Here is a 14,934-nt window from a genome sequence, read left to right as displayed (position 1 = left end):
TTGCATGCGGCGGTGGCCTCAGGCCTTGCTTCTACAATCCCGCAGGCCCGCGTTTCAACTGCGCAGGAGATGCCTTTGAATACGCTTTTCCCCGCTGAGTCCCCGCATCCTGCGGAGCCCTTTCCCCCCTTGTATGCCGCGCTGAGCCGGGTCGAGCAAGGTTTCACCCTGGTGGATGAGGAGCTTCGCCTGCTCGCCTGGAACGAGGCATTTGTGCGCCTGCTCGATCTGCCGCCGGCCCTGATTCAACGGGGCAGCCCACTGGAGGCGGTGATTCGCTTCAATGCGGCACGCCACCAAGATGGGCCCGGTGATGTGGAGGCCCTGATCCAGGAGCGCCTGCGGGTGGCACGGCACGGTGAGCCCCACGCTTTCGAGCATGTGGCCCCCTCGGGCGCGGTGCTGCGAGTCACCGGGGTCAGCGTGCCGGGGCACGGCTTTCTGACCGTGTACACCGATGTCACCGAGCAGCGCAGTGCCGAACAACTGATCCGCGACCAGAACGCGCTGTTGGAGACCCGCGTGGCGGAGCGCACCACCGAGCTGCGGCGCAGCGAGGCGCAGATGCGTCTGATCACCGACTCGATCCCTGCGCTGGTGGCCTACTTCGACCAGCATCGCAATTACCGCTTCATCAACCGGGGCTACCAGGATTGGTTCGGTCTGGACCCCGGCCGGCCCGAGCAGGTCAGCGCCCGCGAGTTCCTGGGGCTGGAAACCTACACCCAGATCAAACCCAATGTGGCCCAGGCCCTGCAGGGCAGGGCGGTCACCTTCGAGTACCCCATCCACACCCTCGATGGCCGCACCCTGATGGCCCGGACCACGCTGATTCCTGAATTGAATGCCGAGGCTGAAGTGATCGGCTGTTTCGAGCTGACTTTCGACATCACCGAAGAACGCCGTGCCCAGGAGCTGCTGGTCCAGGCGCAGAAGATGGAGGCCCTGGGGCAACTCACCGGGGGGCTGGCGCACGATTTCAACAACATCCTGATGGTCGTGCTGGGCAACCTCACGGCGCTGGCGGAGCAGGCGCCGGCACAGGCCTATGTGGGCGAGTACATCCACCCCGCCATCGAAGCCGTGCGCCGGGGCACCAAGCTGATCCGGGGCTTGCTCACCTTTTCGCGCAAGCAACCCATCGAGGCCCGCATCGTCGACCTCAACCCCCTGGTGAGCGGCGTGCAAGACCTGGTCAAGCACACCCTGCCCAGCACCCAGGCCTTGGTGACCGACGTGAACCCCGGCCCGATCATGGTGTCGGTGGACCCGCAGCAGTTGCAGAACTCCTTGTTGAACCTGATCCTCAACGCCCACGATGCCACCGCCGGCCAGGGGCTCATCGAGCTGCGCAGCACGCGCCGGCAGCTCGATGCGCCTCAGGCTTCGCACCTGGGCCTGGCCCCCGGCGCCTATGCCTGTCTGCAGGTCCGTGACAACGGCTGCGGCATGGATGCCAGCACCCGGGCCCGGGTGTTCGAGCCCTTCTTCACCACCAAGGCGGCCGGCCAGGGCACGGGCCTCGGCCTGTCGATGGTGTATGGCTTTGTGCGGCAAAGTGGCGGCGGCATCGACCTCCAGAGCAGCCCGGGCAAGGGGTGCTGCGTCAGCCTCTGGCTGCCGCTGGCCCCATCCGGCGCCGTGGCCGACGCCGCAGAGCACGTGGTACCGGTGCCCCCGCCCACAACGGCCGGCCTGGCCCTGCTGGTGGATGACGACCTGCAGGTCCGCATCACCGTGCGCCGCCTGCTGCTTGACCTGGGCTACGTGGTGCTCGAGGCCGAAAACGGCGCCGAAGCCCAGGACATCCTGGACCAGACGCCCGGCATCCAGCTGCTGCTGTCCGACATCGTGATGCCGGGCACCATTGATGGCCGCCAACTGGCACGCTATGCCCGCCAATCCGGCGAGGTCGCCCACATCCTGTTGATGAGCGGGTACGCCGCTGAAGCCGAGAACCCCCTGGACGTTCCCTTGTTGGCCAAGCCCTTTGGCAAGGCAGAGCTCAGCGCCGCCCTGCGGGAGATCGGTGCATGACGCGGCCAGCGAATCCAGCCAATTCAGCAGAGGGCCGCCAGGTCCAGCCCCTGGTCTATGTGATCGAGGACGACGAGGCCGTGGCCCGCATCGTGACGCGCAGCCTGGCCGAGTTTGGCTTTGCCACCGAATGGTTCCGCGACGGCGGCTCGGTGCTGCGCCGCTTGAAACAGGCTCAGGCCGACCTGTGCATCGTCGACCTGGGTTTGCCCGACATCGATGGCATCGAGCTGCTGCGGCAGATCGGCCTGCAATCGAGTTGCGGTCTGCTGGTGCTGACCGGGCGCGGCCACATGATCGACCGGGTCATGGGGCTGGAGCTGGGCGCCGACGACTATGTGGTCAAGCCTTTCGAGCCCCGCGAGCTGGTGGCCCGGGTGCGCAGCATCCTGCGCCGGCGCCGAGCCCAGGCGCCTGCGGCAGAGGCCGCGCGACACGCCCACTTTGCGGGCTGGACCTTCGACAGCTCGGCCAACACACTGACCGGCAGCGACGGCGAGGCACACCTGCTGGGCGTGGCCGAGGCCGAGGTGCTGCGCGCCTTTCTGCTGCGGCCGCACCAGATCCTGAACCGGGAGCACCTGCTGGCCCAGCGCGACCTGTCGCCGGCCGACCGCACCATCGATGTGCGCATCTCGCGCCTGCGCAAACGGCTGGAGGCCGACCCGCAGAACCCGAAGATCATCAAGACCGTGTACGGTGCGGGCTACATGTTCATGGCGCCGGTCAGCTGGCGTTGACGGTGGCATTGACGGTGGCTTTTGGGGGCAAAGCGCGCGCAGTGTCCCTCAGCTGCGGGCTCCATCAGCGGCCTGTTGTGTGGCCTGCCACACCCCGGGCATGGGCCTGGGCCAGTTCAGCGGGCGTGAGCACAAAGGCCGGGCTGTCACTCAGCCGTTCCACCGCAATGTCGATGAAGCGACGCACCCGGGCCGGCTGGGCCACACGGCTGCCGTAGTACAGGTGCAGGCTCAGGCTGTCTGACAGGTGCTGGGGCAGCAAGGGCACCAGGCGGCCGGCGCGGAGGTGGGCTGCCACGGTGGGCACGGCCAGTTGGGCAATCACCTCGCCGGCCAGCACGGCGCGCAGCTCGAAGGCCTCGTCATTGGTGCTGAACGCCGGCCGGATGGCCTGGTCCTGGTCGCTGTCCCCGACGCGCACACGCCACGGCGCCACGCGCCCGTCTGAGGAGCGCCGGAACCCGCTGCAGCGGTGGGCGCTCAGCTCCCCCAGGCTGCGTGGCAGGCCGTGGCGACGCAGGTAGGACGGGGCAGCACAGATCAGCAGTTGCATGGCGAACAGGCGGCGCGCGATCAAGCCCTCCTCGGGTGGGTGCCCCAGGCGAAAGCCCACGTCCACCCGGTCTTCCACCCAGTTGCCGATGCGGTCGTCCAACTGCACATCGGGTTGTACCTCGGGGTAGAGCCGGCAGTACTCATCGAGCACCGGGCCGATGATGGGCTGCAGCACGGTGCGGGGACCCACGATGCGCAGGGGCCCAGCCACCTCCTCCCGGGTGTGCCGAGCCCCCTGCAAGGCCTGCTGCAAGCCCTGCAGCGCAGGCTGCACCGACTCCAGGAAGCGCTGGCCTTCCTCGGTCAGCGACAGGCTGCGCGTGGTGCGGTGGAACAGGCGCACCCCCAGGTGCTGCTCCAACTGCCCCAGCGCCTTGCTGGCCGCCTGCGGGGTGATCTGCTGGGCCGCTGCCGCCTTGCTCAGGCTGCCCAATTCAACCGAGCGGACAAAGGTGGTGATCGAGCGCAGTTCGTTGATGGCCATGGTCATTTGGCATTTTTACAACCAACAGTTGTAAATCATTCAACCTATTGCTGTCTAGTCGGATGCGGGTGTGCTGCCTAAAGTACGGCCATCGCGGTGCAGCAGGACGCTGCCCTTCCTCAGGAGCCTCCCATGGACAACTTCACCTACTACAACCCCACCAAGATCGACTTCGGCACCGGCAAGGAGCAGTTGATCGGCCAGCACCTGGCCGAGCACGGCATCCGCAAGGTGTTGCTGGCCTATGGCAGCGAACGCATCAAGCGCGACGGCCTGTTCGACACTGTGAGCCAGAGCCTGGCCGCCCAGGGCGTGGCCTGGGTCGAGTTCGGCGGCATCGTCAGCAACCCGCTGATCTCCAAGGTACGCGACGGCATCGCGCTGGCCCGCCAGCACCAGGTGCAAGCCATCCTGGCGGTGGGGGGCGGCTCGGTGCTTGACAGTGCCAAGGCCATTGCGGCGGGCGTGCCCTACCAGGGCGATGTGTGGGATCTGTTCATCGGCAAGGCCGCCATCGACTCGGCCTTACCGGTGTTCGACATCCTGACCCTGGCCGCCACCGGCAGCGAGATGAACAACGGCGCCGTGGTCACGCACGACGAGACCCGCGAAAAGTTTGCCATCGGCTCGGTGCATACGTATCCCCGGGTATCGATCGTCAACCCGGCGCTGATGCAGACTGTGTCGCGCGATTACCTGGTGTACTCGGCCGCCGACGTCATCGCCCATGCCATCGAGGGCTACTTCACGGCCACGGTGCAGCCACGCTTTCACTCGCGCCTGGTCGAGGCCATCCTCACCACGGTCATCGAAACCACCGAGACCCTGCTGGCCGAGCCCGAGAACTATCCGGCCCGCGCCGAGTTCGCCTGGGCCGCCACCCAGGCGCTGAACGGCTTGGTCTATTCGGGCACGGCAGGCTTCGGTTACCCCAACCACATGATCGAGCACGCGCTCTCGGCCCTGTTCAATGTGCCTCATGGCGCCGGGCTGTCGGTGGTCATGCCGGCATGGATGAAGTGGTACCACGGCCGCAACCCGGCCCAGTTCACCCGCTTTGCGCGCCAGGTGTTCGGTGTGGACACCCCCGAGCAGGGCATTGCGGCCCTGGAGCACTGGTTCGACAAGATCGGCACCCCCACGCGCCTGTCGCAACTGGGCATCACCGAGGCCGAGCTGCCTGCCACGATCGAGAACGTGCTGGGCAATGCCAAGTGGTTTGGCGTGGCCGAGCTCTACACCCGCGATGTGGTGAGTACCATCCTGAAACTGGCCTTGTGACCCCTGTTGTGACCCCTGTTGTGCCCTCTGACCTGAAAGAACGCCTCATGAACCCCCTCTTCACCACGGGCGCCATGCCCCAGGCTGCGCCCGCTACCTTCTCGGCCGCTGATGCCGATCTGCAGATCACCCGCGCGGGCAGCCGCCCCGTCAATGCGGCCCCCGAGCAGTACTTCACGGGTCGTGTCAGTGTCGAGATGATGCAGGTGCCCAGCGGCGACGAGCGCACCTCGGTCGGGGCGGTCAGCTTCCAGCCCGGCGCCCGCACTTTCTGGCACAGCCACCCACTGGGTCAGACCCTGCTGGTGACGGCCGGCATCGGCCGCATCCAGCGCTGGGGAGGGCCGGTGGAGGAGATCCGCGTCGGCGACGTGGTGCACATCCCGCCCCACACCAAGCATTGGCACGGTGCGGCCCCCGACAGCGCCATGACCCACACGGCGATCACCGAGGTGTTGAACGGCAGTGCTGCCGACTGGTTGGAGTCCGTGACCGACGCGCACTACCTGGCAAGCCCCACGAAGGCGAATTTGTGAAGGCGTCGAAGATGACAAAAGAAGTGCTGGTGGTGGTGGGCGCCGGTTTCATTGGCCAGGCCATTGCCCGTCGTGTAGGGGCTGGCAAGCACCTGGTGGTGGCCAACCTGACCCAGGCGCATTCCGAAGAGGCCGCCAACGTGCTGGCCAATGCGGGCTTCGAAGTCACGCCGCTGGCGGTCGATATCTCGTCGCGTGCCTCGGTGCAGGCCCTGGTCGAGGCCGCCACCCGCATCGGCCCGGTCACCGGCTTGGTGCATGCAGCGGGCGTCTCGCCCTCGCAGGCGCCTGTCGCCACCATCCTGCAGGTCGACCTTTACGGCACGGCCTTGCTGCTGGAGCTGTTTGGCGCGGTGATCGCACCCGGTGGCTCAGGCGTGGTGATCTCTTCTCAGTCAGGGCACCGCCTCGGGGCTTTGAGCGCCGAACAGGACCGTGCGCTGGCCCTGTCCCCCACCGAGGAGCTGCTGGCGCTGCCATGGCTCCAGCCCGACCAGGTGCGCGACACCTTGCACGCCTACCAGCTGTCCAAGCGCGGCAACGCGCTGCGCGTGATGACCGAGGCCGTGCGCTGGGGCCAGCGCGGCGCGCGCATCAACACCCTCAGCCCGGGCATCATCATCACCCCGCTGGCGCGCGACGAGCTGAGCGGGCCCCGCGGTGCGGGCTACCGCCGCATGATCGAGGCCTGCGCCGTGGGCCGCGCCGGCACACCGGATGAGGTGGCCAACGTGGCCGCCTTGCTGATGGGGCCGGATGGCAGCTTCATCACCGGCAGTGACTTCTTGATGGATGGCGGCGTGACGGCGGCCTACCGCTTCGGGGCGTTGGCGCCGGCGGCTTGAGCCTGGCTTTGCGCCAGATCGGACGGAAAGGCATTGGTCTGGAAATCCAGCCAGGGCGGGTTCTGGGCGTACATCTCGGCGATCAGCTGCTTGATGGCGGCGATGTACCACGAGTCGTCGTTGAGGCGGTGGCTCAGGATGATGGGCGAGGTGGCAATCTCGTCGGCGATCAGCCGATACACGATGTCGGAGCGCAAGCGCGCTGCGGCCGGCACGATGCACAGGCCCACCTCGGCCGCCACCAGGCCCAGGGCGGTGTGCAGCTCGCGCACCTCGTGCACTTCGGCCAACTTCACGCCCTTTTCGTGCAGCAGGCCCAGCACATGGTCTGCAAAGCTGGGGCGGGGCTCTTTCGGGAACACCAGCATGGGCAGGCCATCGAGCTCCTGCAGCGAGACCGGCCCGGTTGCTGCGGCCAGCGGCCAAGCGGGCGGGATGGCCAGCACCAGCTTTTCCTCGCGCAGCACGGTGCGCGCCACCGAGGTGTCATGGCTGCGCAGGCGGCCCAGCCCCAGGTCAATCCGCCCGGACTTGAGTTCGCTGATCTGCTGGATCGAGCCCAGGTCGACCAGGTGCACATCGGTGTCGGGGTAACGCCGGCGAAAGGTCCGTACCAACACGGGCAGCCCGCCATACAGCGTGGACGGCACATAGCCGATCGAAATGGATTGCCGGTGGTTGCGCCCCGCCTGTTGGGCCGTGTTCTTCATCTGATCGACCCGGTGCAGCACCTGCAGGGATTGCTCGTAGAACAGCCTGCCGACTTCGGTCAGGCGCACCGGGCGGCTGTTGCGCTGGACGAGCTGCACGCCCAGCTCCTCTTCCAGCAGCTGGATCTGGCGGCTCAGCGGCGGCTGCGCGATGTGCATCTGCTCCGCGGCGCGTGTGAAGTTTCGGGTGGTGGCCACCGCCACGAAGTACCGGAGTTGACGCAGATCCATAGGGGAAAACCATAGGTTATCAGGATGATGGTCATCCAAGTGCTTGTTTTTCAATGAAAAACGACAGCATCATACCTAATAGGTATCGTATTAGATGAAAACGGTGTTGGCCTGAAACGGCCTGCCTGCGTCCAATACAGGTCATGCACAACACCGCCTGCCCACCCGCCGCCGCCGGCCCCGTCGTCATCGAGCGTGTCGAGACGATGCTGGTCGATCTGCCCACGATCCGCCCGCACAAACTGTCGATGGCCGTCATGAACGGCCAGACGCTGATGCTGGTGCGCATCCGCTGCTCGGATGGCACGGTGGGCCTCGGTGAGGGCACCACCATCGGCGGGCTGGCCTACGGGGCGGAATCGCCCGAGGGGATGAAGCTGGCCATCGACACCTACTTTGCGCCCCAACTCATCGGTGCCGACGCCAACCGCGTGCCGGCCTTGATGGCCCGGCTGAACACGGCCATCCGCGACAACCGCTTTGCCAAGTGCGCGGTCGAGACCGCCCTGTTTGACGCGCTGGGCCACCGCACCGGCCTGCCGGTGTCCGAGTTGCTCGGCGGCCGCCTGCGTGAGCGCCTGCCGGTGGCCTGGACTTTGGCCTCAGGCGACACCGGCCGCGACATCGAAGAGGCCCAGCGCATGCTGGCGCTGCGTCGGCACCAGATCTTCAAGCTCAAGATCGGCCGCCGCTCGGTGCGCGAAGACGTGGCGCACGTGGCCGCCATCAAGAAGGCCCTGGGCGACCAGGGCTCGGTGCGCGTCGATGTGAACATGGCCTGGAGCGAGCTGGAGGCCCAGCACGGCCTGGCCGGCCTGGTGGATGCGGGCTGTGAGCTGGTCGAGCAGCCCGTGGCCAGCGTCGACGCCTTGACCCGCCTCACCGGCAAGTACCCGATCGCGGTGATGGCCGATGAATCGCTGATGGGCCCCGAGACGGCGTTTGCCATCGCGCGGGTGGCCGGTGCCAACGTCTTCGCCATCAAAACCGAACAGTCTGGCGGCCTGCAGGCGGCCCAGCGCGTGGCGGCCATCGCCGACGCGGCCCACATCGATCTGTACGGCGGCACCATGCTCGAAGGGGCCTTCGGCACCATCGCCTCGGCCCATGTGTTCTCCACCTTCCGCGAGCTGCGCTGGGGCACCGAGCTGTTCGGCCCGCTGTTGCTGACCGAGGAGATCCTGGCCCAGCCGCTGGAATACCAGGATTTCCACCTCACGGTGCCCGCCTTGCCGGGGCTGGGTATCGCCCTGGACGAAGACCGCGTGCAGCACTTCCGCCGCGACCGCCCCCGCACCACGGTCGGCCCGGCCGCCACGGCGCTGAGCTGACGGGACCAGCGCCCCAGAGCGCGGCCCACCTGACCTGATTTCAACCACCTACTCAACGGAGACTGCGATGACTGTTCAAATTTTCAACACCCCAGAAGTCCAGGACTTTCTGCGTCTGGCCAGCGGCCTCGGCCAGGCTGGCGGCAACCCCCGCACCAAGAAGATCGTGCACCGCATCCTGTCGGACCTGTTCAAGGCCATCGAAGACCTGGACATCACCTCCGACGAATACTGGGCCGGCATTGCCTACCTGAACCAGTTGGGCGCGCGGGGCGAGGCCGGTCTGCTGTCGCCCGGCCTGGGCCTGGACCGCTACTTCGACATGCGCATGGACGCCGAAGACGCCGCGCTCGGCGTGCAGAACGGCACCCCCCGCACCATCGAAGGCCCCTTGTACGTGGCCGGCGCCCCGGTGGCGCAGGGCTTTGCCCGGCTCGACGACGGCACCGACGCCAACGGCCATACCCTGATCATGCATGGCACGGTCTATGGTGCTGATGGCCAGCCCATGCCCAAGGCCACGGTCGAGGTCTGGCATGCCAACACCAAGGGCTTTTACTCGCACTTCGACCCCACGGGCGAGCAACAGCCCTTCAACATGCGCCGCACCATCGTCACCGACGCCCAGGGCCGCTACAAGTTCCAGAGCATCGTGCCCGTGGGCTATGGCTGCCCGCCCGATGGCCCCACCCAGGCCCTGCTGAACCAGCTGGGCCGCCATGGCAATCGGCCGGCGCACATCCACTTTTTCGTGAGCGCCGAAGGCCATCGCAAGCTGACCACCCAGATCAACATCGACGGTGATCCCCTGGTGTTCGACGACTTTGCCTACGCCACCCGCGAGGGCCTGGTGCCTGCGCTGGTCGAGCGCAGCGATGCCGCCAGCCTCCAGGCCCACGGCCTGAACGCGCCTTTTGCCGAGATCGTGTTCGACATCCGCCTGAGTGCCCTGGTGCAGGGCGTCGACAACCAGATCGTCGACCGCCCCCGCCTGGCCGCCTGAGTGTGAAGCTGCCCAGCAGCTTCCACCCCGTCATCCCCCTCTTGGTCACCCACCGCGACATCGGTCGCGGGGGATGGCCTCACCCCCAAGAAGCCCCGCCATGAACACGAGCACAAGCCCCGACAAGTACGGCGACCTTGAAAAGCTGCTGGACAGCGCTTTGCAAGACGACAAGGCCGCTGGCATCTTCCGCTGCCGCCGCGACATCTTCACCGACCCCGCGCTGTTCGAACTTGAGATGAAGCACATCTTCGAAAGCAACTGGGTCTACCTGGCCCACGAGAGCCAGATCCCCGAGGTCAACGACTACTTCACGACCTCCATCGGCCGCCAGCCCATCGTCATCACGCGGGGCAAGGACGGACAGCTCAATGCCGTGATCAATGCCTGCGCGCACCGCGGTGCCATGCTGTGCCGCAAGAAGCACGGCAACAAGGGCAGCTTCACCTGCCCCTTCCATGGCTGGACCTTCAACAACACCGGCAAGCTGCTCAAGGTCAAGGACGAGAAGACCACCGAGTACCCGGTGCAGTTCAACAAAGAAGGCTCGCACGACCTGAAGAAGGTGGCGCGCTTCGAGAGCTACAAGGGCTTTCTGTTCGGCAGCCTGAACGCCGATGTGCCCTCGCTGAGCGAGCACCTGGGGGAGACCAAGGTCATCATCGATCAGATCGTGGACCAGGCGCCCGAGGGCCTGGAGGTGCTGCGCGGCAACTCCAGCTACACCTACGACGGCAACTGGAAGCTGCAGATGGAAAACGGCAGCGACGGCTACCACGTCAGCTCCGTGCACTGGAACTACGCGGCCACCATGGGCCGCCGCGCCGACGGGGGCACCAAGGCCGTCGATGCCAATGGCTGGAGCAAGAGCGTGGGCGGGGTCTATGGCTTCGAGAACGGCCACATTCTGCTGTGGACCCAGACCATGAACCCCGAAGTGCGCCCGGTCTACAACCGCCGCGAAGAGCTGAAACAGCGCCTCGGCGAGAGCAAAGCGGAGTTCATCGTCGGCCAGACGCGCAACCTGTGCCTGTACCCGAATGTGTACCTGATGGACCAGTTCTCCACCCAGATCCGCGTCACGCGCCCCATCAGCGTCGACAAGACCGAGATCACCATCTACTGCTTCGCCCCCAAGGGCGAGAGCGCTGAAGACCGTGCGCTGCGCATCCGCCAGTACGAAGACTTCTTCAATGTGTCGGGCATGGGCACGGCCGATGACCTGGAGGAGTTCCGCTCCTGCCAGACCGGCTATGCGGGCAAGGCCGCACCCTGGAACGACTTGAGCCGTGGCGCGCCGCTGTGGGTGCAGGGGCCCGATGAGAACGCCCAGAAGATGGGCATGAAGCCCCTGATCAGTGGCGAGCGCAGTGAAGACGAGGGGCTGTTCGTGTGCCAGCACGAGCATTGGGCCCAGACCATGAAAAAAGCCGTGCGGCAGGAACGCGAAGGAGACCTGGCATGAGCGCGAACTACGCAGACATCTGCACCTTTCTGTACCGCGAGGCCCGTCACCTGGACGATCGCGAGTTCGATGCCTGGCTGGCGCTGTACGCCGCCGATGTCGAGTACTGGATGCCGGCCTGGGACGACGACGACCAGCTCACCGACGACCCGCAAAGCCAGATCTCGCTGATCTACTACCCGAACCGCAACGGCCTGGAAGACCGCGTCTTCCGCATCAAGACCGAGCGCTCCAGTGCTTCCATGCCCGAGCCGCGCACCAGCCACATGCTGAGCAATGTGGAGGTGTTGGCCGTCCGTGGCGATCAGGTGGACGTTCGCTACAACTTCCACACCCTGAGCCACCGCTACAAGGCGACCGATCACTATTTCGGCACCATCTACGCGACGCTGCGCCAGGGCGGCGACGCCGGCTACCTGATCGCGCGCAAGAAGATCGTGCTGAAGAACGACTACATCAGCCAGGTCGTCGACGTGTACCACATCTGACAGGCCAGGTACTCCTCATGAAAAACTACCGCATCGCCCTGAACTTTGAAGACGGGGTGACCCGCTTCGTCGAGTGTGGCGCCCAAGAGAAGGTGCTGGACGCCGCCTTCCGCCACCGCATCAACCTGCCCATGGATTGCTCCGACGGCGTGTGTGGCACCTGCAAATGCCGCGCCGAGGCGGGCAGCTACGAGCTGGGCGACGACTACATCGAAGAAGCCCTGACGCAGGACGAGGCCGACGCTGGCCTGGTGCTGACCTGCCAGATGATCCCCACCTCGGACTGCGTGATCGCGGTGCCCGTGCCGTCCACCGCCTGCAAGACCGGCACCGCCCGTTTCGGGGCCACGGTCGCCGGGGTGACGGCCTTCGGTGACGCCGCCTACGAACTGGTGCTGGACGTGCCGGCCGAGGCCCCCGCCTTCCTGCCCGGGCAGTACGTGAACATCGAGGTGCCGGGCAGTGGCCAGCACCGCTCGTATTCGTTCAGCTCGGCACCGGGCAGCCCGCGCATGAGCTTCATGATCAAGCAGGTGCCCGATGGCCTCATGAGCGGCTGGCTGGCCGCCGCCCAGGTGGGGCAGCCGCTGCAACTGAGCGGCCCCTTGGGCAGCTTCTACCTGCGTGCCGTCACACGGCCCTTGTTGTTGCTGGCGGGCGGCACCGGCCTGGCGCCGTTCCTGTCCATGCTCGAGGTGCTGGCGCAGCAGGGCACGCAACAGGCCGTGCACCTGATCTACGGCGTCACCCGCGACCAGGACCTGGTGATGGTGGACCGGCTCGCCGAGTACGCGCGCCGCATTCCGGGCTTCAGCTTCGACACCTGTGTGGCCGACCCGCAGACCCGGCACGAGAAGCAGGGCTACGTGACCCAGCACATGCCGGCGCAGGCCCTGCACGGCGGCAATGTCGATGTGTACCTGTGCGGCCCGCCGCCCATGGTCGAGGCCGTGCAGAAGCACTTCAAGGCGGCCGCCATCGAGCCGGCCAGCTTTCACTACGAGAAGTTCACCCCCAATCTGACGGTGGCCGCATGAGCACGACGCAACGTTTTCAAGACAAGGTGGCGCTGGTGACCGGCGCGGCCCAGGGCATCGGGCGCGGCGTGGCCCTGCGCATCGCGGCCGAGGGCGGCCAGGTGCTGGCGCTGGACCGGTCCGACATCGTGGACGAGGTGGTGGCCCAGATCCGTGAGGCCGGCGGCGTGGCCGCTGCGGCCCAGGCCGATCTCGAAACCTATGCCGGCGCGCAGCATGCGGTGGCGCAATGCCTGGCGCAGTTCGGCCGTGTCGATGTGCTGATCAACAACGTGGGCGGCACGATCTGGGCCAAGCCCTACGAGCATTACGAAGAGCAGCAGATCGAGGCCGAGATCCGCCGCTCGCTCTTCCCCACGCTGTGGTGCTGCCGTGCGGTGTTGCCGCACATGGTGGAGCGCCAGCGTGGCGTGATCGTCAACGTGTCGTCGGTGGCCACGCGGGGCGTGCACCGGGTGCCGTACTCGGCGGCCAAGGGCGGCGTGAACGCCTTGACCGCCTCGCTGGCGATGGAGCACACCCGCCACGGCATCCGCATCAACGCTACCGCCCCGGGCGGCACCGAAGCCCCACCGCGGCGCGTGCCCCGGAATCAGGCGGCCCCCAGCCAGCCGACGGCCACCGAGGCTGCCTGGTACCAAGGCGTCGTCGACCAGACCAAGGACTCGAGTCTGATGCACCGCTACGGCACGATCGATGAGCAGGTGGCCCCGATCCTGTTCCTGGCGTCCGACGAGTCGTCGTACATCACTGGCTCGGTGCTGGCTGTCGCGGGCGGCGACCAGGGCTGACCCTCACAACAACAACACGGAGACAGCAACATGAAACACATCGACCTGCACAAGCTGGCGGACGAAGCCCGATTCAGCGGCTTCCATCGGGGCGTTCTGCTCTGGTGCGCCCTGATCATCATTTTTGACGGCTACGACCTGGCGGTGGCGGGCATCGCCCTGCCATCGATCATGAAGCAGATGGGCGTGAGCCCGACCAACGCGGGCTTCATGGTCAGCTCGGCCTTGTTCGGCATGATGTTCGGGGCGATCTTCCTCGGCACGGTAGCCGACCGCATCGGGCGGCGCATGGCGATCGCGATCTGCATTGGCTTGTTCAGCGTGTTCACCGCGGCGGCCGGGTTCGCCAGTGATCCGGTCACCTTCAGTGTCATGCGCTTTCTGGCGGGCCTGGGCATCGGTGGCGTGATGCCGAACGTGGTGGCACAGATGACGGAGTACTCGCCGCGCAAGATCCGCAGCACGATGGTCACGCTGATGTTCAGCGGCTATGCGGTCGGCGGCATGCTGGCCGCGGTGGTCGGCAAGGGCCTGATCGAGAGCTATGGCTGGCAGTCGGTGTTCCTGGCGGCGGGGCTGCCGGTGTTGCTGATCCCGGTGATCCTCAAGTCCCTGCCCGAGTCCATGCCCTACCTCATCAAGACGCAGCAGGTGGCACGCCTGCAGGCCCTCGCCGCACGCCTGGACCCTGGCTTTCGGCCGCAGCCGGACGACTCGTTCGACCTGCCCCGACAGGACCGCGATGCCAGCGCCCCCATCGGCAAGCTGTTTCAGGACGGCCGGGGTTTCAGCACCGTGATGTTCTGGGTGGCCTTCTTCATGTGCCTGTTCATGGTCTATGCCCTGAGCTCTTGGCTCACCAAGCTGATGGCGGGCGCCGGCTACACGCTGGGCTCCGCGCTGACCTTTGTGCTGGTGCTGAACTTTGGCGGCATGTTCGGCGCCATCGGCGGCGGCTGGCTGGCCGACCGCTTTCACATCAAGTACGTGCTGGTGGGCATGTACCTGCTGGCCGCCGCGTCGATCACCTTGCTGGGCTACCCGGTGCCCACCCCGGTGCTGTTCGTGTTGGTGGGCCTGGCCGGTGCCTCGACCATCGGCACCCAGATCGTGACCTATGCCTACGTGGGCCAGTACTACCCCATGGCGGTGCGGTCCACCGGCATCGGTTGGGCCTCGGGGGTGGGGCGCAGCGGGGCCATCCTGGCGCCGATCGTGATCGGCAGCCTGGTGGCCATGGCCTTGCCTCTCGAGAAGAACTTCCTGGCGATCGCCTTGCCGGCGGTGGTGGCGGCTGCGGCGGTGTTCTGCATCCAGCACAGCCGCGCGGCCCAGGGGCCAGCGCGGGCGGTTCCCGGTATGGCACTCGACTGAGCCTGCCAGCACGCAAGTGCAGGGCG

The 14,934-nt window shown here is 66.6% G+C and carries 14 protein-coding genes; 12 read left to right on the top strand and 2 right to left on the bottom strand.

The window, feature by feature from the left end; translation table 11 throughout:
- The first annotated feature begins 69 nt into the window (after window positions 1–69).
- Together L880_RS0116610 and L880_RS0116605 are read left to right on the top strand one after the other, a co-directional pair.
- On the top strand, window positions 70–2,037 hold the full coding sequence (locus tag L880_RS0116610) for a PAS-domain containing protein (protein WP_027476632.1): 1,968 nt from the start codon (window positions 70–72) through the stop codon (window positions 2,035–2,037).
- A complete protein-coding gene (locus tag L880_RS0116605) occupies window positions 2,034–2,777 on the top strand; it encodes a response regulator transcription factor (RefSeq protein WP_027476631.1) in 744 nt (247 codons plus the stop codon). The genes L880_RS0116610 and L880_RS0116605 overlap by 4 nt, the downstream gene beginning before the upstream one ends.
- Window positions 2,778–2,841: 64 nt before the next feature.
- Here L880_RS0116605 and L880_RS0116600 read toward each other — a convergent pair whose 3' ends face one another.
- The gene (locus tag L880_RS0116600) at window positions 2,842–3,816 is read right to left on the bottom strand and encodes a LysR family transcriptional regulator (protein WP_027476630.1); all 975 of its coding nucleotides are present in this window, start codon (window positions 3,814–3,816) and stop codon (window positions 2,842–2,844) included.
- Between the two features lie 132 nt (window positions 3,817–3,948).
- Between L880_RS0116600 and L880_RS0116595 the strand changes: the two genes are divergently transcribed.
- From L880_RS0116595 to L880_RS0116585, 3 genes are read left to right on the top strand one after another with little or no spacing between them, the layout of a single operon-like run.
- Window positions 3,949–5,097, top strand: coding sequence for an iron-containing alcohol dehydrogenase (locus L880_RS0116595; protein WP_027476629.1), 1,149 nt, complete (start codon window positions 3,949–3,951; stop codon window positions 5,095–5,097).
- A 47-nt stretch (window positions 5,098–5,144) separates the two neighbouring features.
- Entirely contained in the window at window positions 5,145–5,633 is a 489-nt protein-coding gene (locus L880_RS32600; protein ID WP_051443367.1) for a (R)-mandelonitrile lyase, read from the top strand.
- Between the two features lie 11 nt (window positions 5,634–5,644).
- Window positions 5,645–6,478, top strand: coding sequence for an SDR family oxidoreductase (locus L880_RS0116585; RefSeq protein ID WP_027476628.1), 834 nt, complete (start codon window positions 5,645–5,647; stop codon window positions 6,476–6,478).
- Here the strand turns inward: L880_RS0116585 and L880_RS32595 are convergent.
- Window positions 6,445–7,419, bottom strand: coding sequence for a LysR family transcriptional regulator (locus L880_RS32595; RefSeq protein ID WP_043329727.1), 975 nt, complete (start codon window positions 7,417–7,419; stop codon window positions 6,445–6,447). The genes L880_RS0116585 and L880_RS32595 overlap by 34 nt on opposite strands.
- A gap of 143 nt (window positions 7,420–7,562) precedes the next feature.
- On the opposite strand from L880_RS32595, the gene L880_RS0116575 reads away from it, so the two are divergent.
- From L880_RS0116575 to L880_RS0116545, 7 genes are all read left to right on the top strand, one after another.
- Complete coding sequence (locus L880_RS0116575; protein WP_027476627.1) at window positions 7,563–8,750, top strand: muconate/chloromuconate family cycloisomerase; 1,188 nt, start codon at window positions 7,563–7,565, stop codon at window positions 8,748–8,750.
- A 67-nt stretch (window positions 8,751–8,817) separates the two neighbouring features.
- The gene (gene catA / locus L880_RS0116570) at window positions 8,818–9,753 is read left to right on the top strand and encodes a catechol 1,2-dioxygenase (RefSeq protein WP_027476626.1); all 936 of its coding nucleotides are present in this window, start codon (window positions 8,818–8,820) and stop codon (window positions 9,751–9,753) included.
- A 100-nt stretch (window positions 9,754–9,853) separates the two neighbouring features.
- Window positions 9,854–11,218, top strand: coding sequence for a Rieske 2Fe-2S domain-containing protein (locus tag L880_RS0116565; RefSeq protein WP_027476625.1), 1,365 nt, complete (start codon window positions 9,854–9,856; stop codon window positions 11,216–11,218).
- On the top strand, window positions 11,215–11,706 hold the full coding sequence (benB, locus tag L880_RS0116560; protein WP_027476624.1) for a benzoate 1,2-dioxygenase small subunit: 492 nt from the start codon (window positions 11,215–11,217) through the stop codon (window positions 11,704–11,706). The genes L880_RS0116565 and benB overlap by 4 nt, the downstream gene beginning before the upstream one ends.
- A gap of 17 nt (window positions 11,707–11,723) precedes the next feature.
- The gene (gene benC, locus L880_RS0116555; protein WP_027476623.1) at window positions 11,724–12,743 is read left to right on the top strand and encodes a benzoate 1,2-dioxygenase electron transfer component BenC; all 1,020 of its coding nucleotides are present in this window, start codon (window positions 11,724–11,726) and stop codon (window positions 12,741–12,743) included.
- Window positions 12,740–13,534: a benzoate diol dehydrogenase BenD gene (gene benD / locus L880_RS0116550; protein WP_027476622.1), complete on the top strand. Its 795-nt coding sequence runs from the start codon at window positions 12,740–12,742 to the stop codon at window positions 13,532–13,534. The genes benC and benD overlap by 4 nt, the downstream gene beginning before the upstream one ends.
- Before the next feature lie 30 nt (window positions 13,535–13,564).
- On the top strand, window positions 13,565–14,908 hold the full coding sequence (locus L880_RS0116545) for an MFS transporter (RefSeq protein WP_027476621.1): 1,344 nt from the start codon (window positions 13,565–13,567) through the stop codon (window positions 14,906–14,908).
- Window positions 14,909–14,934: the final 26 nt, after the last annotated feature.

It is taken from the genome of Curvibacter gracilis ATCC BAA-807, assembly GCF_000518645.1.
Classification (GTDB): Bacteria; Pseudomonadota; Gammaproteobacteria; order Burkholderiales; family Burkholderiaceae_C; genus Curvibacter; species Curvibacter gracilis.
The sequence above is the reverse complement of the archived record's forward strand: the minus strand, read 5'-3'. Positions and strand labels throughout refer to the sequence as shown.

Excerpts from the sequence above, each read along its gene's own strand:
- L880_RS0116610 (WP_027476632.1), top strand. The coding sequence starts at position 70 with ATGCCTTTGAATACGCTTTTCCCCGCTGAGTCCCCGCATCCTGCGGAG.
- L880_RS0116605 (WP_027476631.1), top strand. The coding sequence starts at position 2,034 with ATGACGCGGCCAGCGAATCCAGCCAATTCAGCAGAGGGCCGCCAGGTC.
- L880_RS0116600 (WP_027476630.1), bottom strand. The coding sequence starts at position 3,816 with ATGGCCATCAACGAACTGCGCTCGATCACCACCTTTGTCCGCTCGGTT.
- L880_RS0116595 (WP_027476629.1), top strand. The coding sequence starts at position 3,949 with ATGGACAACTTCACCTACTACAACCCCACCAAGATCGACTTCGGCACC.
- L880_RS32600 (WP_051443367.1), top strand. The coding sequence starts at position 5,145 with ATGAACCCCCTCTTCACCACGGGCGCCATGCCCCAGGCTGCGCCCGCT.
- L880_RS0116585 (WP_027476628.1), top strand. The coding sequence starts at position 5,645 with ATGACAAAAGAAGTGCTGGTGGTGGTGGGCGCCGGTTTCATTGGCCAG.
- L880_RS32595 (WP_043329727.1), bottom strand. The coding sequence starts at position 7,419 with ATGGATCTGCGTCAACTCCGGTACTTCGTGGCGGTGGCCACCACCCGA.
- L880_RS0116575 (WP_027476627.1), top strand. The coding sequence starts at position 7,563 with ATGCACAACACCGCCTGCCCACCCGCCGCCGCCGGCCCCGTCGTCATC.
- catA (WP_027476626.1), top strand. The coding sequence starts at position 8,818 with ATGACTGTTCAAATTTTCAACACCCCAGAAGTCCAGGACTTTCTGCGT.
- L880_RS0116565 (WP_027476625.1), top strand. The coding sequence starts at position 9,854 with ATGAACACGAGCACAAGCCCCGACAAGTACGGCGACCTTGAAAAGCTG.
- benB (WP_027476624.1), top strand. The coding sequence starts at position 11,215 with ATGAGCGCGAACTACGCAGACATCTGCACCTTTCTGTACCGCGAGGCC.
- benC (WP_027476623.1), top strand. The coding sequence starts at position 11,724 with ATGAAAAACTACCGCATCGCCCTGAACTTTGAAGACGGGGTGACCCGC.
- benD (WP_027476622.1), top strand. The coding sequence starts at position 12,740 with ATGAGCACGACGCAACGTTTTCAAGACAAGGTGGCGCTGGTGACCGGC.
- L880_RS0116545 (WP_027476621.1), top strand. The coding sequence starts at position 13,565 with ATGAAACACATCGACCTGCACAAGCTGGCGGACGAAGCCCGATTCAGC.